17 protein-coding genes are annotated in these 18,783 nt (G+C 69.9%); 7 read left to right on the forward strand and 10 right to left on the reverse strand.

Going from position 1 to position 18,783, the window contains the following annotated elements; genetic code table 11:
• Positions 1-66: 66 nt before the first annotated feature.
• Entirely contained in the window at positions 67-2,160 is a 2,094-nt protein-coding gene (gene pbpC, locus GVN21_RS01525; protein ID WP_166572937.1) for a penicillin-binding protein 1C, read from the forward strand.
• 93 nt (positions 2,161-2,253) lie between these two features.
• On the opposite strand, the gene rpsU is transcribed toward pbpC, so the two are convergent.
• The gene (rpsU, locus tag GVN21_RS01530) at positions 2,254-2,490 is read right to left on the reverse strand and encodes a 30S ribosomal protein S21 (RefSeq protein WP_166573050.1); all 237 of its coding nucleotides are present in this window, start codon (positions 2,488-2,490) and stop codon (positions 2,254-2,256) included.
• 205 nt (positions 2,491-2,695) lie between these two features.
• Here rpsU and GVN21_RS01535 point away from each other — a divergent pair, with 205 nt between their 5' ends.
• The gene (locus GVN21_RS01535) at positions 2,696-3,325 is read left to right on the forward strand and encodes a COQ9 family protein (protein ID WP_166572938.1); all 630 of its coding nucleotides are present in this window, start codon (positions 2,696-2,698) and stop codon (positions 3,323-3,325) included.
• Between the two features lie 165 nt (positions 3,326-3,490).
• Here GVN21_RS01535 and GVN21_RS01540 read toward each other — a convergent pair whose 3' ends face one another.
• Both GVN21_RS01540 and purE read right to left on the reverse strand, forming a co-directional pair.
• Positions 3,491-4,573 carry a 5-(carboxyamino)imidazole ribonucleotide synthase gene (locus GVN21_RS01540; RefSeq protein ID WP_166573051.1) on the reverse strand — a complete coding sequence of 361 codons (1,083 nt, stop codon included), beginning with the start codon at positions 4,571-4,573 and terminating at the stop codon, positions 3,491-3,493.
• Positions 4,570-5,052, reverse strand: coding sequence for a 5-(carboxyamino)imidazole ribonucleotide mutase (purE, locus tag GVN21_RS01545; protein WP_166572939.1), 483 nt, complete (start codon positions 5,050-5,052; stop codon positions 4,570-4,572). The genes GVN21_RS01540 and purE overlap by 4 nt, the downstream gene beginning before the upstream one ends.
• 104 nt (positions 5,053-5,156) lie before the next feature.
• Here purE and GVN21_RS01550 point away from each other — a divergent pair, with 104 nt between their 5' ends.
• Complete coding sequence (locus GVN21_RS01550) at positions 5,157-5,873, forward strand: GGDEF domain-containing protein (RefSeq protein WP_166572940.1); 717 nt, start codon at positions 5,157-5,159, stop codon at positions 5,871-5,873.
• Here the strand turns inward: GVN21_RS01550 and GVN21_RS01555 are convergent.
• The 3 genes from GVN21_RS01555 to GVN21_RS01565 are packed head-to-tail and all read right to left on the reverse strand — an operon-like array spanning position 5,870 to position 7,988.
• Positions 5,870-6,568, reverse strand: a complete 699-nt coding sequence (locus GVN21_RS01555; RefSeq protein ID WP_240902704.1) for a TPM domain-containing protein — start codon at positions 6,566-6,568, stop codon at positions 5,870-5,872. The genes GVN21_RS01550 and GVN21_RS01555 overlap by 4 nt on opposite strands.
• A 5-nt stretch (positions 6,569-6,573) precedes the next feature.
• Positions 6,574-7,362 (reverse strand): TPM domain-containing protein, encoded by a 789-nt coding sequence (locus tag GVN21_RS01560; RefSeq protein ID WP_166572942.1) that lies wholly within the window; start codon positions 7,360-7,362, stop codon positions 6,574-6,576.
• Positions 7,362-7,988, reverse strand: a complete 627-nt coding sequence (locus GVN21_RS01565) for a LemA family protein (RefSeq protein WP_166572943.1) — start codon at positions 7,986-7,988, stop codon at positions 7,362-7,364. The genes GVN21_RS01560 and GVN21_RS01565 overlap by 1 nt, the downstream gene beginning before the upstream one ends.
• A gap of 126 nt (positions 7,989-8,114) precedes the next feature.
• Between GVN21_RS01565 and GVN21_RS01570 the strand changes: the two genes are divergently transcribed.
• Positions 8,115-9,218, forward strand: coding sequence for an aromatic ring-hydroxylating dioxygenase subunit alpha (locus GVN21_RS01570; protein ID WP_166572944.1), 1,104 nt, complete (start codon positions 8,115-8,117; stop codon positions 9,216-9,218).
• On the opposite strand, the gene GVN21_RS01575 is transcribed toward GVN21_RS01570, so the two are convergent.
• Positions 9,215-10,684, reverse strand: coding sequence for a S41 family peptidase (locus tag GVN21_RS01575; protein ID WP_166572945.1), 1,470 nt, complete (start codon positions 10,682-10,684; stop codon positions 9,215-9,217). The genes GVN21_RS01570 and GVN21_RS01575 overlap by 4 nt on opposite strands.
• Before the next feature lie 111 nt (positions 10,685-10,795).
• Here GVN21_RS01575 and GVN21_RS01580 point away from each other — a divergent pair, with 111 nt between their 5' ends.
• The gene (locus GVN21_RS01580; protein ID WP_166572946.1) at positions 10,796-11,992 is read left to right on the forward strand and encodes a winged helix-turn-helix domain-containing protein; all 1,197 of its coding nucleotides are present in this window, start codon (positions 10,796-10,798) and stop codon (positions 11,990-11,992) included.
• Here GVN21_RS01580 and GVN21_RS01585 read toward each other — a convergent pair.
• Complete coding sequence (locus tag GVN21_RS01585) at positions 11,989-13,290, reverse strand: Hsp70 family protein (protein ID WP_166572947.1); 1,302 nt, start codon at positions 13,288-13,290, stop codon at positions 11,989-11,991. The genes GVN21_RS01580 and GVN21_RS01585 overlap by 4 nt on opposite strands.
• 157 nt (positions 13,291-13,447) lie before the next feature.
• A complete protein-coding gene (locus GVN21_RS01590) occupies positions 13,448-15,733 on the reverse strand; it encodes an NADP-dependent malic enzyme (RefSeq protein ID WP_166572948.1) in 2,286 nt (761 codons plus the stop codon).
• Between the two features lie 525 nt (positions 15,734-16,258).
• Between GVN21_RS01590 and GVN21_RS01595 the strand changes: the two genes are divergently transcribed.
• A complete protein-coding gene (locus GVN21_RS01595) occupies positions 16,259-16,966 on the forward strand; it encodes a hypothetical protein (RefSeq protein ID WP_166572949.1) in 708 nt (235 codons plus the stop codon).
• Here the strand turns inward: GVN21_RS01595 and GVN21_RS01600 are convergent.
• Complete coding sequence (locus tag GVN21_RS01600) at positions 16,963-17,856, reverse strand: alpha/beta hydrolase (protein ID WP_166572950.1); 894 nt, start codon at positions 17,854-17,856, stop codon at positions 16,963-16,965. The genes GVN21_RS01595 and GVN21_RS01600 overlap by 4 nt on opposite strands.
• A gap of 141 nt (positions 17,857-17,997) precedes the next feature.
• On the opposite strand from GVN21_RS01600, the gene dapB reads away from it, so the two are divergent.
• The gene (gene dapB / locus GVN21_RS01605; protein WP_166572951.1) at positions 17,998-18,768 is read left to right on the forward strand and encodes a 4-hydroxy-tetrahydrodipicolinate reductase; all 771 of its coding nucleotides are present in this window, start codon (positions 17,998-18,000) and stop codon (positions 18,766-18,768) included.
• Positions 18,769-18,783: the final 15 nt, after the last annotated feature.

Raw genomic sequence — 18,783 nt, forward strand, 5'->3', positions numbered from 1 at the left:
CCGTCGCCTACGGCGACACCTTCTCCCGCAAGGGGAGAAGGGAACCCTCACGGCGGCTGAAACGCCATGACCTTCTCCGCCACCCTCGGCGCCTGGCGGTCCCGCCTGCCGCCGCTCGACCGCCACATCCCCCTTCTCGTCAAAGCCCTGATCGTCCTGGTCGCCGTCCAGGCGGGGCTCACTGTCCTCGACCTCGCCCTTCCGCCGGACCTCGGCCGCGCCGAACGCTCCTCCCCCGTCGCTCTCGACCGCAGCGGGGCCTGGCTGCGCGCCCTGCCGGTGGAGAACGGCCGCTGGCGCATCCGCGCCGACCTCGAGCGCACCGACCCCAGCTTCCGCAAGCGGCTCATCGCCATCGAGGACAGGCGGTTCTGGCTCCACCCCGGTGTCGATCCGATCTCGCTGGTCCGCGCCACCGGCGGCGCCATCGTGCGGGGGCATGCGACCAGCGGCGCCTCGACCCTGACCATGCAGACCGCCCGGTTGCTGGAGCCCCGTCCCCGCACCATCGGCTCGAAGCTGATCGAAATTCTCCGCGCCTTCCAGCTCGAAGCGCGGATGTCCAAGCGCGAGATTCTCGCCCTCTACCTGACTCTGGCCCCATACGGCGGCAATCTGGAGGGCGTCCGCGCCGCCAGCCTCTCCTACTTCGGCCATGAGCCCGAAAGCCTGACCAACGGCGAACAGGCCCTGCTGATCGCCCTGCCCCAATCGCCGGAGGCCCGTCGCCCCGACCGTTTCCCCGACGAGGCCCGCCGCGCCCGGGCCCGGGTGCTGACCAAGATGATCCGCGCCGGCCTGATCGCCGAGCCCGGCGCCATGGAGGCCGAGGGCGAGCCGCTGCCCGGCCGCGCCGTCTTCCCCGCCCGCGCCTGGCACGCGTCGGGCGAACTGGCCCGCAACGCCCCCGGCGACGCCGCCACCGTCCACTCCACCCTCGATGCAGGCCTGCAAGCCAGGCTCGAACCCCTCGCGGCCGCCTACGCCAAGACCCAGGGGCCGGAAGCCACCGCCGCCATCCTGGTGGTCGAGATCGAGGGCCGGGCCGTGCGCGCGCTGGTCGGGTCCGGCGGCCTGGACCGCCCCGGCGGCTGGATCGACATGACCCGCGCCGTCCGCTCGCCGGGCTCGGCGCTGAAGCCCTTCATCTACGCCATGGCCTTCGACGACGGCTCGGCGGCGCCCGACACCAAGATCCAGGACGTCGCCACCCGCTTCAAGGACTACCAGCCGGAGAACTTCGACCGCGTCTTCCGGGGCGAGGTGACCGCCGCCGAGGCCCTGGCCCACAGCCTTAACGTCCCCGCCGTGGCCATGATGGAGAAGATCGGCCCGCGCAGTTTCATGGGCCGGTTGGAGAACGCCGGCGTCACCCTGGTCCGCCCCCGCAGCGCGCGGCCCGACCCGGGCCTGGCCATCGCGCTCGGCGGCGAGGGCATCACCCTGCGCGACCTCGCCGTTCTCTACTGCGCCCTGGGTGACGAGGGCCTGGCCAAGCCCCTGGCCTTCACCCGCGAGGCGGAGCAGCGCAACCAGCAATCCTCCGGCCGCCGCCTGGTCGGCGCCAAGGCGGCCGGCGAGGTGCTCGACATCCTGCGCGACGCCCCCGGCCCCAAAGGGCGCATTCCCAGCGCCCTGACCCGGGGCGGGCCGGGCCTGGCCTTCAAGACCGGCACCTCCTACGGCTTCCGCGACGCGGTCGCCGCCGGGGTGGCCGGCGGCTATGTGATCATCGTTTGGACCGGCCGCGCCGACGGCGGCGCACGTGGGGGGCTTACCGGCCGGGAGGCCGCTCTGCCCCTGCTGTTCGATGTCGCAGACCTGGTCTCCTCCGGCCCCAGCGCTCCACCGCCGATCGCCCCCAAAGCCGCCCCAACGGCCTTGCAGCGGCTGGAGCGGGCGGAGGCCGGCCCCCGCCTGATCTTCCCGCCGGACAGGGCGACGGTCCAGGTCGACGCCTTCGGACCGGGCTCGCGCGGCCTGGTGCTGGCGGCCGGCGGGGAGAATTTGAGCTGGTACGTGGATGGGCGGCCCGTGCCGCTGGAGCCGGTGAGCAACCGCCCGATCTGGCGGCCGGAGGCGCCGGGGTTCTATGCGGTGACCGTGATCGATGCCGAGGGTCGCGAGGCGAAGGCGCGGGTGCGGATCAAGGGGGGCTAACCGATCCTTCTCCCGCTTGCCGGGAGAAGGAGCATCAAAGCAAAAGGGCCGCCCCGAGGGACGGCCCTTTCGAACTTCAGCAGAAACCTAGACCTACCGGCCCGGCGGCTTCTTCGGCGCGGCGATCAGGCCTTCACGCTGGGCGCGCTTGCGGGCCAGCTTGCGGGCGCGACGGACGGCTTCCGCCTTCTGGCGGGCGCGCTTTTCCGAGGGCTTCTCGTAATGCACGTGACGCTTCATCTCCCGGAAGGAGCCTTCGCGCTGCATCTTCTTCTTCAGGGCCTTCAGCGCCTGGTCGACGTTGTTGTCGCGGACGAAAATCTGAACCAGGGGTATCTCTCCTTCGGCTGCCCGCCGCACGCCTGCGCGGCAGGGCGGTCGAAAACAAATATCGGTGTCCCCGACAGGGAGACCCTGGCGGAGCAAGGCGCGCGGGATAGCAGAGGCGGCCTGGCTTGTCCACCGCTCCGCCATCACAAGATGAATCGGATCAACGGCTTGGCGCCGAACCCTGTCGCCGGTGTAGGATGAGGTCATGACCGATTGGGCCGAGACCACCGAACAGGCCGTCCTCGATGAGGCTCTGGCCCTGAGCGCCCACATGGGCTGGACCCGCCCGATGACGCTGGCCGCCGCCCGCAAGGCCGGTCTCACGCCCGGAGAGGCGGACCTGCTGCTGCCCCACGGCGCCCGCGACCTGGCCGCCCTGCTGTCGCGCCGCCATGACGCCGCCGCCCTGGCCGCCCTGCCCGATCCCGCGTCCCTGAAAATCCGCCAGCGCATCCGCGCCGCCGTCGAAGCCCGGCTGGAGGCCGCGTCCGCCGACCGCGAGGCCCTGCGCCGCTGGGCCGGCTTCCTGTCCTTGCCGCTGAACCTGCCCCTGGCCCTGCGTCTGGTCTGGGAGAGCGCGGACAAGCTGTGGCGCTGGGCCGGCGACACAGCCACCGACGAGAACCACTACTCGAAGCGTGCCATCCTGTCGGGCATCCTGGTCTCGACCACCGCCATCGACCTGGCCTCGGGCCGGGAGGCGGCGCTGGCCCACCTCGATGCCCGCATCCAGAACGTCATGGACTTCGAGAAGTGGAAGGCCGGGATCAAACCCGCGGACTTCCCCCGCGAAATCGCCGGCGCCCTGGCCGCCATCCGCTACGGACGGGCGTGAGGCTTGGGGACCGGTTCGGCGTGAAACGCCGTACCTGTCCCCGGTCAGCGCCGAAGGTCGAGAAAGGCTCGGTCCAGACGGTTGGCATTCCGGCTGGACCGGGGTGGCGGAACGGTCCGCGCTGACCGGGGACAGGTACGCCGCAAGCGGCGAACCAGTCCCCAGCTAAACCGGCCCCCTAAGCCGGTTCACATGCCCCATCTTGCGGCCGGCCACCGTCTCCCGTTTGCCGTACAGGTGAATCTTCGTGTCCGGCTCCGACGCCAGCTTCGCCCAGGCGTCGGCGTCCTCGCCCAGCAGGTTGAGCATCTCGACCCGCCGCAGGGCGTCGGTCGGGCCCAACGGCCAGCCGGCCACGGCGCGGATGTGTTGCTCGAACTGGTCGGTCACCGCCCCGTCCTGGGTCCAGTGGCCGGTGTTGTGGACGCGGGGGGCGATCTCGTTGACCAGCAGGCGGCCGTCGGCCAGCTCGAACAACTCCACCCCCATCACCCCCACATAGTCGAGGCCGGTGAGGATCTGGATGGCGATGCGTTCTGCCTGCTCGGCGGTGGCGCGGGAGACCTCGGCCGGCGCCAGGGTGCGGCGCAGGACGCCGCCCTCATGGTGGTTGTCACTCAGGGGATAGAGGGCGATCTCGCCGTCGCGGCCGCGGGCGGCGATCACCGACAGCTCGCGCACGAAATCGGCCCGGCCCTCCAGGATGGCCGGTTTGCCGCCGATGGTGGAGAAGGCGTCCGTCTCGCCTTCGGATCGCTCGATCCACACCTGACCCTTGCCGTCGTAGCCCTCGCGGCGGGTCTTCAGCAGGGCGGGGTGGCCGAGCGCCTTGGCGGCGGCGGGAATGTCGCCCGCCCGGTCGATGGCTTCGAACGGTACGGTCGGGGCGCCCACCGCATTGAGGAAGGTCTTTTCCGACACCCGGTCCTGGGCCACGGCCAGGGCCATGGGACCGGGCGCCACCTCGGCCCCCAGGTCCATCAGGGCGTCAACCGTGTCGGCCGGCACGTTCTCGAACTCGTAGGTGATCACGTCGCAGGCGGCCGCGAAGGCCTTCAGCGCGACGGGATCATCATAAGCGCCGACGATCGTCTGCTTCACCACCCGCGAGGCCGGGCTGTCCTCGTCCGGGGTCAGCACCACGACATCGAGGCCCAGTCGCGCGGCGGCGAGGGCCAGCATCCGCCCCAGCTGTCCTCCGCCGAGGATGCCGACCGTCGAGCCGGGGGGAAGGGGCGTGGCCATCAGTCTTCCACTGTTTCGGCGACCGCGCTGGTCTGGCGCTCGCGATAGGCGGCCAGCCGCTGGGCCAGGCCGTCATCCGACAGGGCGAGGATCTGCGCCGCCAGCAGGCCGGCGTTCTTGGCCCCCGCCGCACCGACCGCCAGGGTCCCCACCGGCACCCCGCCCGGCATCTGGACGATCGACAGCAGGCTATCGAGCCCGTTCTGCAGCTTGCTCTCCACCGGCACGCCCAGCACCGGCAGGTCGGTCATCGAGGCGGTCATGCCTGGCAGGTGCGCCGCGCCCCCGGCCCCGGCGATGATCACCTTGAATCCCGCCGCCTTGGCCCCCTTGGCGAAGGCCCATAGCCTGTCGGGCGTCCGGTGGGCGGAGACCACCTTGGCCTCGTAGGCGACGCCCAGGGCATCCAGGCTTTCGGCCGCGCCCTTCATGGTCGGCCAGTCGGATCGACTGCCCATGATGATCGCAACCGGCGCCGCCATGCGGGAATCCCCTGTGTCGGAAAGGCGCGGAGTATAGGCGCCACTTGTTGCGCCGCAACCGATGGGCAAGAATCACCGTTGGGTGGGTAGCGAGTGATTCTGACATGAAGATATCCGGCGCCAGAGCGGAGGCTTTTTCGGCCATCCGGCGCCGTGCGCTCACGGCGGCGGGCGCGCAGGCCACGGGTCAGGCCAGCGCCGCCGACAAGGCTGGCTTCCTCGGCCTGACCGAAGCCGAGCTGACTCCCCAGGTGCAGGGCGCGCTGAAGACCCTGCTGGGTGAGATAGACGACCTGCGCGGCGAAGTCGCCAAGCTGAAGGCCCAGTTGACTGAGATGGAGGGCCTGGCCGACCGCGATGTGCTGACCCCCGTGCTCAACCGCCGCGCCTTCATGCGCGAGCTTGGCCGCATCTCCACCTTCTCGGCCCGGTACGGGGCGTCCGCCAGCCTGGTCTATCTCGACCTCGACGGCTTCAAGAGCGTCAATGACCGCTTCGGCCACGCAGCCGGCGACGCGGCCCTGCGCGCGGTGGCGGAGCGCCTGGTCGCCAACGTTCGCGACAGCGACATCGTTGGACGAATGGGCGGCGACGAGTTCGCCGTGATCCTGGTCCAGGCCGACCTGGAAACGGCGAAAGCCAAGGCCGACAGCCTGGTCCGACTGATCGAGACGACGCCCGTCCAGTGCGGCGACTGGTCGGTGCCCCTGCATATCAGCGCCGGCGTCCGCGCCATCGACCCCGGGGCCGATCCGGAAACTGCCCTGGCCGAGGCCGACGCTACCATGTTCGTGCGCAAGCGCGACCGCTCGGCCCCCTAACGCCTTTCGGGGTCGAGCAGTACGATCCGGTTCGAAAGTTCGTTCGGATTGTCGCCCCGTGGCGGCGCATGCTGGCGGAGCACCTGCCCAGCTCGATCGACGGCCGCCAAGAATCCGCCAGCCGCGTCGCCGCGCCTCAGGCCTTCGGTGAGCCGATCGACCACCTCGATCCAGACCTGCGGCGGAACGGCGGCGTGCAGGCCCTCGTCGGCGATCACCTCCGCCCAGCGTTCTTCCAAGGCGGCGAAGATCAGCACCCCCGTGCGGTCCTTCGTCAGGTGCAGGCCGTGCGCCAGGAACTGGTCCATCGCCGCGCGACGCACCCGCTCGGCCTTCAGCCCAGGCGGGGTGGCCAGCCGCCGGACGGCGGGCAGGGAGACCAGCAGCAGCACCGTGACCAGCACCACCGCCTGGATCAGGATGTAGACCAGCAGGGCCGAGAGGATGGTCCCGCCCGTCGCCCCGTCCTGGCCGATCGTCCATCCGCCGAACAGGGCCTCCAGACCGCGCGGCCGGAACCCCAGCAGCAGGGCCAGCGGCGGCAGCGCCAAGGCGCAAAGCGTCGCCCAGGCCAGGGGAACCTCGCGATAGTCGGAGGCGCGGGGCGACAGCACACAGTAAATCTCGCCGGCGGTGTTCGCCTCGGCCGCCGCCACCGCCTGGGCGATGCGGGCCTGGTCCTGCGTATTGAGCATTGGGGTCACCATCGGCCGGTCGCGCCTCCGCCGCCGAACGAGCCGCCGCCGCCCGAGAAACCACCCCCGCCGGAGAATCCACCACCTCCGCCGCCGCCCCAGCTTCGCCCGGCGCCGCTCATCAGGATCCAGGGCAGGGCGCTGGCCAGGCCCGAGCGTCGCCGGCGCCGGCCGCCCATCCGACTGAGCAACAGGAACACCACGATCAGGATGATCGGTATCACCCAGGCCGGGAATCCGCCCCCCCTGTCGGCCACCGGGGCCTGCTCGGCCTGGCGCACCCGGCCACGGGCCTCGGCCACCGGCAGGCTGAGCTGGGTGATCAGTTCCTCGGTCCCGGCCACCACCCCGGCCTCCATCTCGCCGTCCCGAAACTTCGGCAGCACGGCGCTTTCCAGGATCACCCGCGACAGGGCGTCGGTGAGGAAGGGCTCCAGGCCATAGCCGACCTCGATCCGCACCGCCCGCTGGTTGGGGGCGACGATCAGCATGGCGCCGGTGTTGGCCTTGGCTTCGCCGATGCCCCACTTGCGACCCAGCCGGTAGCCGTAATCCTCGATCTCCAGCCCCTGCAGATCGGTCAGGGTTACGACCACCAGCTGTCGGCCGGTCGAGGTTTCCAGCGCCTCGAGCTTGGTCGTGAGTTGGGTCTCGGTGACCGGCGACAGCAGATTGGCCTGATCGACCACCCGGCCGGTCAGCGGCGGGAAGGTCGGCTCGGCCGCCGCAACGGCGCCCGTCCACAGGAACAGAAACGCGAGAGCGGTCAGCAGTCGCCGCGCCGAACCGATCATCAGGGGTTCACGACCGGCGGGGCCGGGGTGTCGAAGTTGACGCTCGGCGCGGTCTGGGCCGACGGGGCGGCGTTGAACGGCAGGGCCGGCTTGGACCCGCCATGGATGGTCTTGGCCCAGATCACCGTCGGGAAGGTGCGCAGGGAGGTGTTATAGGTCTGAACCGCCGCATTGTAGTCTGTGCGGGCCACGGCGATCCGGTTCTCCGTCCCCTCCAGCTGGCTCTGCAGGGCCAGGAAGTTGGCGTTGGATTTCAGGTCCGGATACTGCTCCTGGATCATCATCAGCCGCCCCAGCACCCCGCTCAGATTGTCCTGCGCGGCCTGGTATTCGGCGAACTTCTGCGGATCGGTGATGGTCGAGGCGTCGACCCGCACCTGGGTGGCGCTGGCCCGGGCCTCGGTCACCGCAACCAGCACCTCGCGCTCCTGCGCCGCATAGCCCTTCACCGTCGCCACCAGGTTGGGGATCAGGTCGGCGCGCCGCTGGTACTGGTTCTGCACATTGCCCCAGGAGGCCTTCACCGCCTCGTCCTGGGTCGGGATGGTGTTGATGCCGCAACCGGCCAGCGCTGCGGCGAGCAAGGCGACCGGCGCCAGCCGGGCGATGGACTTCAGTAGTTTCATGGTGCGAGCCTCCCAGGCCGACGCGATCGGCGCCGGCGACCATACAGCATCAAACGCCGATCCCCGACTTGCGCTGCATCAAGCGCGGCGGCTTTCCGCCGGGGCGGCGCGGCGGTATGAAGAGCCATGGCCGACGGCGAAGCCCCCAAATCCCAAAAAGCCCCGCCGACGAAGTTCGGGACCGGCTTCCTGCGCGACATCTGGTACTTCGCGGCGCTCGCGACCGACGTGAAACCGGGGGCGATGGCCCGACACGAACTGCTCGGCGAGCCGGTGCTGATCGGCCGCGATCGAAAGGGCGGTCTGTTCGCCCTACGCGACGTCTGCCCTCACCGGGCCGCGCCGCTTTCGGCGGGGAAGATCGTCTCTGAACCCGACGGCCGCCCGTCCGTCGAATGCCCCTATCACGGCTGGCGGTTCGGCAAGGATGGAGGCTGTACGGCCATTCCCTCGCTGGTCTCGGACCAGGCGATGGACGTCTCCCGCATCCGGGTGCGACGCTACCCGGTGGCCGAGAGCCAGGGGATGGTGTTCGTTTGGGTCCCCAGCGACCCCCGCTTCGACGGCGAACCGCCCGAGCCGCCGCCGCAATTCCCCGGCGTGGTCGGCGGCGGTCCTAAAATCGTCGACCGGATGGTGTTCGACAGCCATATCGACCACGCGGTCGTCGGGCTGATGGACCCCGCCCACGGCCCCTATGTCCATCAGCAGTGGTGGTGGCGTTCCAGCGGCAGCCAGCACGACAAGGCCAAGAAGTTCGAGCCGCGCGAGGCCGGCTTCTCCATGGTCCGCCACGAGCCTTCGAAGAACTCCAGAGCCTACGCCATCCTCGGCGGCGAGCCGCTGACCGAGATCACCTTCCGCCTGCCCGGCCTGCGCTGGGAGCACATCACCATCGGCCCGCGCCAGGTGCTGTCGCTGACCTGCCTGACCCCCATCCACGACACGGCGACGAAGATCACCCAGATCGTCTGGTCCGACCACCCGGCCTTCCTGTTCCTGCGGCCCTTTGTGGCGGCGGGCGCCCGCGCCTTCCTGCGCCAGGACGCCGGCATGGTGAACCTGCAGAACGAGGGGCTGAAGTACGACCCTTCGCTGCTGTGGATCGACGACGCCGACACCCAGGCCAAGTGGTACCAGCAGCTGAAGAAGGAGTGGGCCGCCGCGACGGCCGCGGGCCGCCCCTTCGCCAATCCGGTGCAGCCCGTCACCTTGCGCTGGCGCAGCTAGCGGCGGGTCTTCACCGCCGCCACGGTCTGCGCCAGCATCTCATCGGCCGGGGTCTGGACGATGGGCGAGCGGATCGGAATGTCCGGCGTCACCCCGCGCGAGCGCCGGTCCCCGTTCGGGCGGATGATGCGCGCCTTGGGAAAGCCGACCGACAGGCCGGTGTTGGCCAGGGTGAACCGCTCCATCGCCCCATAGGTGCTGGCCATGTCGCTGGTCGGCTCGCCCAGCACCTTGCCGAAACCATAGTCCTGAACCAGGGCCGCCACCGAGACGGTGTTGGAATAGGACTGCCGGTCGATCAGCAGCCAGACCCGGCCCTTGAACCGCCGCCCGGTTCTCGGCTGGGCCTGGGGCATGGGGAAGTCGACGATGTCGCCCGGCTTCGCGCTGGCATAAAGCCGGGCGTAGATCTGCGAGACATCCCCGGCCGTGACCGGGTCGTGGTCGATCCGCGCCTGGTTGGCGGCGATGGCCTCGAGGCTGACCTTGACCTTGAAGCTGGAGAAGAAGCGGAACGGCCGGTCGGCGAACCAGGCGATCATCGGGTCGCTGAAGGCGTTGTCGCCGCCGGGATTGCCGCGCAGGTCGATGATCAGGTCGGTCGCCCGCGCCGCAATGAAGTCCTCGAAGGCCTTGTCGGTAAAGGCGATGAAGCCACGGGCGTCATACATGTCCGCCTCGACCTGGGCCTCGGCGTTGTAGAAGGGCCCCGGCCGCAGATAGGCGATGCCGCCCCGCAGCATTCGCGCCTGACGCATGGGCGTATCGAGGTCCAGGGTCGGTGGCTGGGCGGCAGCGAAGGCGGCGGCCTCTTCCCGCGTGCGGGCGGCCAGCGCCACATCGAAGGTCCGGTCGCCTCGGCGCAGGGTGACGGTGAACCGGTCCTTCTGGCCGATCTCCAGCCACAGCAGCCGGGCGAAATCGAACTCCAGCAGGGAGTCGCGCATGTAGGTCGTCTCGGCCGAGACATGCCGGCCAGTGCGGGAAAGCCAGGCGCCGATGGGCTGGCCCTCCAGCGCCAGCAGTTCGTCGCCGCGCGCCACCTGGTCCGAGCCGCTCATGTTGCCGCTGACCCAGACGCGGCTTCCCACCGGCCGGATGACCAGGGGAAAGGCCTTGCCGCCCCCGGCCCGAAAGGCCGACCAGGCCTGATGCGGGAAGTCGATTCGCGTGTGGCCCATCCGCGCCCTGGCCAGGAAGGTCTGGAACAGGACCTGCGCCTGCATTTGGGTCATCGGCCTGTCGAGCCGGGCCAGGGTCGCCGCATAGGCCTGGTCCATCTCGGCCTTGGGGGTGAAGGCGTAGAGGTCGACGTGCGCCCCCTTGAGCCGGCGGTACATCTCCTCGAAGTCCGCCCGCAGCGCCGCCGGCTGATAGAGCTGCGAATCCGGCGAGGCCGGCGGCGCGGCCGCCAGCAGCAACAGCCCGATCAGCGCCAGCGCCACCGTTCGAATCCCCTTGATCATCTCTCACTCCAAAACGTCCTGGCGGCCTCGCCTTGTGGCTAGCGTGGCGGGCGCTAGAGTTGAACGACGCAATCCTCCCGCCTTCCTGACTTTTTCCTGACCAGGCTCCCAATGACCGCCGCCGACCAGCTGACCGTGGGACCCTGGCGGGCGTCGCGCATGAGCGGGCGGATCGAGCGGCCCGGCCAGGCCCGCGACGTCGAGCCCAAGGTGATGGACCTGCTGTTCCTGCTCGCCGCCCACCGGGGCCAGGTGGTTGGCCGCGACGACATCCTCGCCGCTGTCTGGCCGGGCGTCACGGTCGGCGAGGACGCCCTCTCCCGCTGCGTGTTCAAGCTGCGCCGCGCCCTGGACGACGATCCCAAGGCGCCCCGCTTTATCGAGACCGTCCCCAAGCGCGGCTACCGCCTGATCGCCGAGGCCGACGCGCCGTCGCGTCGGCAAACCCGCCCACTGGTCTATGTCGGCCTGGTCGCCCTGCTGGTCCTCGCGGCCATCGCTGCCGCCCTGCTCACTGCCCGCGCGCCCCGCGACAGCGAGGCCGACCGCCTGGTCCGCCGGGCCGACGACCTCTATTTCCAGTTCGACCGCCGCAACAATGAGGCCGCCGTCACCCTCTACGAGCGGGCCATCGAGGCCGAGCCGGGCTCGGTCGCCGCGCGGGCCGGCCTGGCCAACGCCCTGGTCCAGCAGGTGATCCGCTATATCGGCCCGTCACCCCCGCGCACCCAACTGTCGGAAGCCCTGGCGCGCGGCGTGGGCAAGACGCCGGAAGGCGCCGACCGCCTGGCCCGCGCCCGGGCGGTGGCCGAAGGCGCCGTGCGCGACGCGCCCCAGGATCCGGTCGCCCTCAAGGCGCTCGGCTTCGTCCTCGCCGCCCAGGGCGACCTTGCCGCCGCCGAGGCCGTCTATCGCCGGGCCCTGGCCGCCGACCCCGACGCCTGGGGGGTGATGATCAACCTCGGCGAAACGGTCGAGCTGCGGGGCGACCGCGCCGCCGCGCTGCCGCTGTTCGAACGGGCCTACGCCGCCATGAGCCGGCTGTACGGACAGGAGGCGCAGCGGATCAGCCCCTGGCAGTCGGAACTCGGCGTCGAGATCGCCCGTCGCCAAGCCACCGCCGGTCGCCCCGCCGAGGCGCAGACATGGTACCGCCGTGTCCTCGCCGACACCCCGCTGCACCCGGCCGCCACCGCCGGCCTGGCGGTCCTGTTGGCCCGTCAGGGCGACCGCCCCGCCGCCATCCGCCTGTGCCGCGAACTGGTTGAGCGGGCGGGGCCGTCAGCCGGTTGCGCGCCCTTCCTCTAGGCCCGCTGGCTCCACAGGTCGGCATCCTCCTCCGCCCCGATCAGCGCCAGGCCGGTGGCGATCGACACCAGTTCGGCGCCGCTCTCCAGCTTGGCCGCGCCGAACCGCCGCTCGAAGATGGCCCGCACCGCCGGCACGAAGGACGAGCCACCGGTCAGGAACACCCGGTCGACCCCCGTCTCCGACAGGCCGGCGCGGGACAGGGCCTCGTCCACGGCGCCCTCGATGGCGGCCAACTCCGGGGCGATCCAGCCGTTGAAGTCGGCCCGCTTCACGTCCTGCTCCAGCCGGATCGAGCCGGCCTCGAACAGGAACCGAGCCTCCTCGTGGGCCGACAGGGCCTCTTTCAACCGCGAGACCGCCTGGTAGAGGCGGTAGCCGTGGTTGTCGTCGAGCATCTCGACCAGCCGCTCGATCTTCTCCGGCTCCTGGGCGGTGCGGACCAGGCCGCGGATGTCGCGCATGTCGCGGCTGGCCCTAAGGATCGCCAGCTGCTCCCAGCGGGCGAAGGCGGTGAAGTAGCGGTTGGGAATGGGCAGCAGGTTGTCGAAGGCCCGGTAGCTGGACCCCTTGCCGAGCGCAGGCGAGACCAGATGCTCGATGATCCGATAGTCGAAGGCGTCGCCCGCCACCCCGACCCCGCTGTTGGCTAGGCCCTGGGAGCGGATGCGCCCGCCCTCCCGCTCGAACCGCACCAGGGAAAAGTCGCTGGTGCCGCCCCCGAAGTCGGCGACCAGCACGGTGGCGTCCTGCTTCAGCTGGCGGGCGAAGAAGAAGGCCGCCGCCACCGGCTCAAAAGCATAGCGGATGTCGGTGAAGCCCAGCCGCCCGAAGGCCTCCTGATAGCGACGAAGCGCCAGGTCCGGATCGGGCCGCAGCCCCGCGAAATTGACCGGCCGGCCCACAATGACCCGGCTGGGCAGGTCGTCGAGTTCACCGCCGGCATGGTCGCGCACCTTCAGCAGGAAGGCGCTCAGCAGGTCCTCGAAGGCGAACTTCTTCCGTAGGATCTCGGTGTCGGTGAACAGCGGGCTGGCCGCATAGGACTTGAAGGACTGGATGAACCGCGTCTCCAGCGGCTCCTCCAGATAGGTCTCGATCGCCCAGGGCCCGGCCTCGACCTCGCGACCGGCCGGGTCGTGAATCGGGGCGTGGAAGCTGAGCGCCGAGCGGAAGGCGACGATCTCCGCGTCGTCTTTGGGGAAGTGGATCAGGCGGGCGTCGCCGTCCCCTGTGGTGATCGAGACGACCGTGTTGGTCGTCCCGAAGTCGATTCCGAGTACGGGTTGGGTGGGCATGGTGTGGTCCAACGCAAAATGGCCCCTGCCTGAAAAAGGAAGGGGTGAGTTGATGGGATGAGGATGCGCGTCACGGGCGTTGGGCCGTGAGGAGCACGGCTAGGCCTGGCGCAGGATGTCCATGATCATGAAGCCATAACCCTCATCCTTCCCCTCATCAGCTCTCTTGGGCCGCGGGCTGCTCGTAAGCCGCCATCATGGCCATGTTCAGAATCCGCGAAACCGAAGCGCTCAGCGGGCAGATCTGCACCGACTTCGACATCCCCAGCAGGATCGGCCCGATCACTGTCGCCCCGCCCAGCGTCTGCACCAGCTTGGTGGAGATCGAGGCGGAGTGGATGGCCGGCATGATCAGCACATTGGCCGGGCCGGTCAGCCGCATGAACGGGTAGTTGACGTGCTGGTCGGGGTCGAGGGCCAGTTCGGGCGGCATTTCGCCCTCGTATTCGAAGTCGACGCCCATGGCGTCGAGCATGGCGACCGCCTCGCGCACCTTCTCCGACCGCTCGCCCATCGGGTTGCCGAAGGCCGAGTAGCTCATGAAGGCCACCCGCGGCTTGAAGCCCAGCTGCTTGACCGACCGGGCGCTCTCCATGGCGATCTCGACCAGATCGTTGGCGTCGGGCATCTCGGTGACGTTGGTGTCGGCGATGAACAGGGTCCGGCCCTTGGTGAGAAGGATGCTCATCCCCAGCACCCGGCCGTCCGGCGCCGGATCGATCACTCGCATCACGTCATCCAGCGCCTGGTCGAAGCTGCGGGTCACCCCGGTGACCATCCCGTCCGCATCGCCGAACGCCACCATCGAGGCGGCGAAGCTGTTGCGGTCCTGGTTGATCAACCGCTGTACGTCGCGGCGCAGATAGCCATCGCGCTGCAGCCGTGCGTAGAGGGCGTCCACATAGTCCGGATTACGATCCGACAGCCGGGCGTTGACGATCTCCAGCCCCGACTCGGCCGGGTCCATCCCGACCAGCCGCATGTTGCTGTGCACCAGCTCCTCACGGCCGCAGAGGATGGCCGTGCCCAGGCCCTGCTGCTGGAAGGCGTAGGCGGCGCGGATGACGCTGGGCTCCTCGCCTTCGGCGAAAACGATGCGCTTGGCCGGCTGGGCCTGCACCCCGTCGCTGATCCGCTGCAGGAAGGCCGCCGTCGGGTCCAGCCGCTGGGCCAGGCTGTCCTTGTAGGCGTTCATGTCGATGATCGGCCGGCGGGCCACGCCGGTGTCCATCGCCGCCTGCGCCACGAACGGCGGGATGTACCAGATCAGCCGGGGATCGAAGGGCGTCGGGATGATGTATTCCCGTCCGAACTTGAGCTGCCGTCCATGATAGGCGGCGGCCACCTCATCCGGCACGTCCTCGCGGGCCAGGGCGGCCAACGCTTTGGCGCAGGCGATCTTCATTTCCATGTTCACCCGCCGGGCCCGCACGTCGAGCGCGCCCCGGAAGATGTAGGGAAAGCCCAGCACATTGTTGACCTGGTTGGCGTAGTCGCTGCGCCCCGTGCCCACAATCGCGTCCGAGCGCACCTCGGCCACCTCTTCCGGGGTGATCTCAGGGTCGGGATTGGCCATGGCGAAGATCAGCGGATTGGGCGCCATGGTGGCGACCATCTCCTTGGTCACCGCCCCCTTGGCGCTGAGGCCGATGAACACGTCCGCCCCGACCATCGCCTCGGCCAGCGTCCGGTGCGGCGTGTCGGTGGCGTGGGCGCTTTTCCACTGGTTCATGTCCTCGGTGCGGCCCCGATAGAGGACGCCCTTGCGGTCCACCGCGATGACGTTCGACGGCGTCACCCCCATGGCCTTGATCAGCTCCAGGGTGGCGATGCCCGCCGCGCCCGGGCCGTTCAGCACCACCTTGACGTCCTTCAGCTCACGCCCGCTGATCTCGCAGGCGTTGATCAGGCCGGCGGCGGTAATGATCGCGGTGCCGTGCTGGTCGTCGTGGAACACCGGGATGTCGAGCAGCTCCTGCAGCTCGGTCTCGATGCGGAAGCACTCGGGGCTCTTGATGTCTTCCAGATTGATGCCGCCGAAAGTCACCCCGATGTTCTTGACCACTGTGATGATCTCGTCGGGGTCCTCGGTGCTGACCTCGATGTCGATGGCGTCCACGTCGGCGAACCGCTTGAACAGCACCCCCTTGCCCTCCATCACCGGCTTGGAGGCCAGGGCGCCCAGGTTGCCGAGACCCAGGATGGCCGTGCCGTTGGAGATCACCGCCACCAGATTGCCCTTGGAGGTGTAGTCGTAGGCCAGCTCCGGATTCTCGGCGATGGCCAGCACCGGCACGGCGACGCCCGGCGAATAGGCGAGCGACAGATCCCGCTGGGTGGCCATCGGCTTGGTGGCCTGGATGGCGATCTTCCCCGGCGTCGGAAACTGGTGGAAGGCCAGCGCCTCCTCGTCGGTGAAGGTCTTCTTCTCGGATTCGTTCATGGGAGCCTTCGGGCTGGCCGTGGCGCACGCGCGGGCGCCGTTATGTCGGAAAGGCGCGCAACCTAGCGACCGAGGGTCGCGGGAACAACCGCCTGCGGTCGATCGCAAAAATTAGATTTGTAGTCTGTTTACGGTTGGGGCGGATGGTGCCCTATGGCTCGTGTGCTCCGGCTCCTCCTTCCGATCCTGCTGTTGCTCGGCTGTGAGCCCCCTAAGCCGACTCCGGACACGCAGCCGCTTGTGGACGGGGCTCGAAATGAGAGCTGGCGAAAGCAGCCCCGGCCGATTTCCAAACCGGACTCCGAGACATGCGAGCATGGGACCGAGGGACGTTTGGCGGCAAAGGAGGCGGATAGGTCCCGTCTCACTGAGCGGCTGGCGCGGGGCGAGGCGGATGCTGAACGCGAGGCGCGCGAAGCCGCTTCGAAGGGAGCCTTCGGCCTGATCTGGCTCCGTCGTTGGGGCGACAGCCAGCCCAGCGGCATGCTCTGCCGAGGACCGGATAACGCCCACATGGGACCCGACATGCCTCTGGAGCGCTTCGGGCTGCACATCGACCACAACCCCTTGCCGCCCGGACACGCTCCGCCGAAGACTGAGGCGGCGATGGCCGACTACGCCCTGCGCTACAACCGGGCCATGCTGGCCGATCCCCGGTTTCCCTATGCTGACATCTGCGCCCAGGCGAAGCCGCGCCCGCAGTTTACGCAGAACGATATCCGCCAACCCGATGAATGGGCGGGCCCGCCACCCGCGCCGCCGACCAGCCGCCCGCTCAGCCTGGGCGAAGCCGCTCGGCATGGAACCCCCGCCTCTCTGGATCAGTGGATCGCTCGCCGAGCCGACCGGCTCGACGAGCCCGACGACTTTGCCCTGACGCCGCTGGCCTGGGCGGTGCTCCATGACCGGCCGGAGGCGGTCCGCAGCCTGCTGGCGGCCGGGGCTGACCCTTATCCCACCCTCTGCAACCACCATCCCGAGGCCCCGGCGCTGGTTCTGGCCATGCGGCTGCGGCGGCCGTATGTGATCGAGATGGCGCGCGCCGGCGGCTTGGGAACCCGGCGCCCCTGGCCCCGTCGGCTGATGGTGATCGCCGTGGAAACTGATCAGGTCGCTTTGGTCCGCCTGATGCTGAGCCAGCCCAACCAAGCTGGCGACGGCCCCCTGCACCGTCGAGACGAGCCGCTTTCACCGGCCATGAAACGGGCGCTCGACGCCCGGAGCAAAGACTAGGCTTCCGCCTTTGCCCGCGCCGCCACCTTGGCGATGGCATCGACAATCTCATCCCAGAACACCGCCGGCACGTCGTGGCCCATGCCGGGGATGACCATCAGCTCGGCGCCGGGGATGTTTTCCGCCGTGTCCTTGCCGCCGGCCAGGGGCACCAGCGGATCGACCTCGCCATGGATCACCACGGTCGGCGCCCTGACGCCCGCCAGCTTCGGCCGCCGGTCGGGCGAGGCCAGCACGCCGACGTACTGGCGCAGGAACCCGGCCGGCGCATAGGCGCGATTGAAGTCTCCGGCGATCCGCTCGCGCAGGGCGGCCTCGTCGATATGGCCCGGCGAGCCGACCACATGGCCCATCTTCACCCCATGGGCCAGGAAAGCCTCGAAATCCTCATGCGGGTTCGGCGCCGGGGTGCTCAGCGCCGCCATGGCTTCGGGCGTGCCCGGCGGCAGCGTGCGGTTGCCGGTGGTCGACATGATCGATGTCAGCGACAGGGTGCGCTCCGGGAAATCGGCCGCCACCAGCTGGGCGATCATCCCGCCCATCGAGGCCCCGACGATATGGGCCCGGTCGATGTCCAGCGCGTCCAGCACCCCGACCGCGTCCCGCGCCATGTCGTCCAGGGTATAGGCGGACGGAACCGCCGTGCCGCTGACAAAGGCCGTCAGGGCCGCGGCCATGTCGGCGGGCCCGGCGGCGTCGAACTTTTCCGACAGCCCGACATCCCGGTTGTCGAACCGGATCACCCGGAAGCCCCGGCCGGCCAGCCGGTCGCAGAACCCCTCCGGCCACCGCGTCATCTGGGCGCCCAGCCCCATGATCAGCAGCAACGGCTCGCCGGCGCCTCGCTCGTCGTACTCGATGGCGATACCGTTGGCGGTCAGCTGGGGCATGGGTGTTTCCTTCCGTTTGTTGACCGCACTGTCGGCGGGCGGCGCTGGGTCCGTCAACGATCTGTGCTCAGATCGCACGGGCTCTCCCTTGATTCCCCGCCCGTCTGTGCTTTTCTCCGCCCCCGTCTCCAGGAGCCGCCCGTGACCCAAGCCCCCGTCCGACTGGCCATAGCCGGCGCGCTGGGACGCATGGGCCAGGCCATCGCCCGTTCCGCCGAGGACCGTTCCGATATCACGGTGAACGCGCGCTTCGACCGACCGGACGCCGGCGATCCCGCCCTGGTCACCGCCGCCCAGGCTCTCGCCGCCGCCGATGTGGTCATCGATTTCACCGTGCCGGAGGCGTCCGTCGCCCTGGCCGAGCAGGCGGCCGGGCGTGGGGGCGTGGCCCTGATCATCGGCTCGACCGGCTTCTCACCCGACCAGCTGCGCCGCATCGACCAGGCGGCCCAGCGGATCGCCATCGTCCGCTCGGGCAACTTCAGCCTGGGGGTCAACATGCTGCTGGGCCTGGTCGAGCGCGCGGCGCGCGGCCTGCCCCCCGAGTTCGACATCGAAGTCTTCGAGGCCCACCACCGCCGCAAGGTCGACGCCCCCTCGGGCACCGCCCTGATGCTGGGCGAGGCCGCCGCCAAGGGGCGCGGAACGCCCCTCTCTGAAGCCCGCCTGCCGCCGCACGACGGCATCACCGGTCCCCGGCCGGACGGCATCGGGTTTTCGGTGGTGCGCGGCGGCGGGATCGTCGGCGAGCACAGCGTGATCTTCGCCGGCGAGGAGGAGGTGCTGACCCTGTCGCACAGCGCCCGCGACCGGGGGCTGTTCGCGCGCGGGGCCCTGGCCGCGGCGCTCTGGGCGGCCGGGCGGCCAGCGGGCCTCTACGACATGCAGGATGTTCTGGGCCTGAAGGACTGACGTTTGAAAAAGCTG

Source organism: Caulobacter sp. SLTY, assembly GCF_009905535.1.
Lineage (GTDB): Bacteria > Pseudomonadota > Alphaproteobacteria > Caulobacterales > Caulobacteraceae > Caulobacter.

Excerpts from the sequence above, each read along its gene's own strand:
- pbpC (WP_166572937.1), top strand. The coding sequence starts at position 67 with ATGACCTTCTCCGCCACCCTCGGCGCCTGGCGGTCCCGCCTGCCGCCG.
- GVN21_RS01535 (WP_166572938.1), top strand. The coding sequence starts at position 2,696 with ATGACCGATTGGGCCGAGACCACCGAACAGGCCGTCCTCGATGAGGCT.
- purE (WP_166572939.1), bottom strand. The coding sequence starts at position 5,052 with ATGGCGGCGCCGGTTGCGATCATCATGGGCAGTCGATCCGACTGGCCG.
- GVN21_RS01550 (WP_166572940.1), top strand. The coding sequence starts at position 5,157 with ATGAAGATATCCGGCGCCAGAGCGGAGGCTTTTTCGGCCATCCGGCGC.
- GVN21_RS01555 (WP_240902704.1), bottom strand. The coding sequence starts at position 6,568 with ATGCTCAATACGCAGGACCAGGCCCGCATCGCCCAGGCGGTGGCGGCG.
- GVN21_RS01560 (WP_166572942.1), bottom strand. The coding sequence starts at position 7,362 with ATGATCGGTTCGGCGCGGCGACTGCTGACCGCTCTCGCGTTTCTGTTC.
- GVN21_RS01565 (WP_166572943.1), bottom strand. The coding sequence starts at position 7,988 with ATGAAACTACTGAAGTCCATCGCCCGGCTGGCGCCGGTCGCCTTGCTC.
- GVN21_RS01570 (WP_166572944.1), top strand. The coding sequence starts at position 8,115 with ATGGCCGACGGCGAAGCCCCCAAATCCCAAAAAGCCCCGCCGACGAAG.
- GVN21_RS01575 (WP_166572945.1), bottom strand. The coding sequence starts at position 10,684 with ATGATCAAGGGGATTCGAACGGTGGCGCTGGCGCTGATCGGGCTGTTG.
- GVN21_RS01580 (WP_166572946.1), top strand. The coding sequence starts at position 10,796 with ATGACCGCCGCCGACCAGCTGACCGTGGGACCCTGGCGGGCGTCGCGC.
- GVN21_RS01585 (WP_166572947.1), bottom strand. The coding sequence starts at position 13,290 with ATGCCCACCCAACCCGTACTCGGAATCGACTTCGGGACGACCAACACG.
- GVN21_RS01590 (WP_166572948.1), bottom strand. The coding sequence starts at position 15,733 with ATGAACGAATCCGAGAAGAAGACCTTCACCGACGAGGAGGCGCTGGCC.
- GVN21_RS01595 (WP_166572949.1), top strand. The coding sequence starts at position 16,259 with ATGCCTCTGGAGCGCTTCGGGCTGCACATCGACCACAACCCCTTGCCG.
- GVN21_RS01600 (WP_166572950.1), bottom strand. The coding sequence starts at position 17,856 with ATGCCCCAGCTGACCGCCAACGGTATCGCCATCGAGTACGACGAGCGA.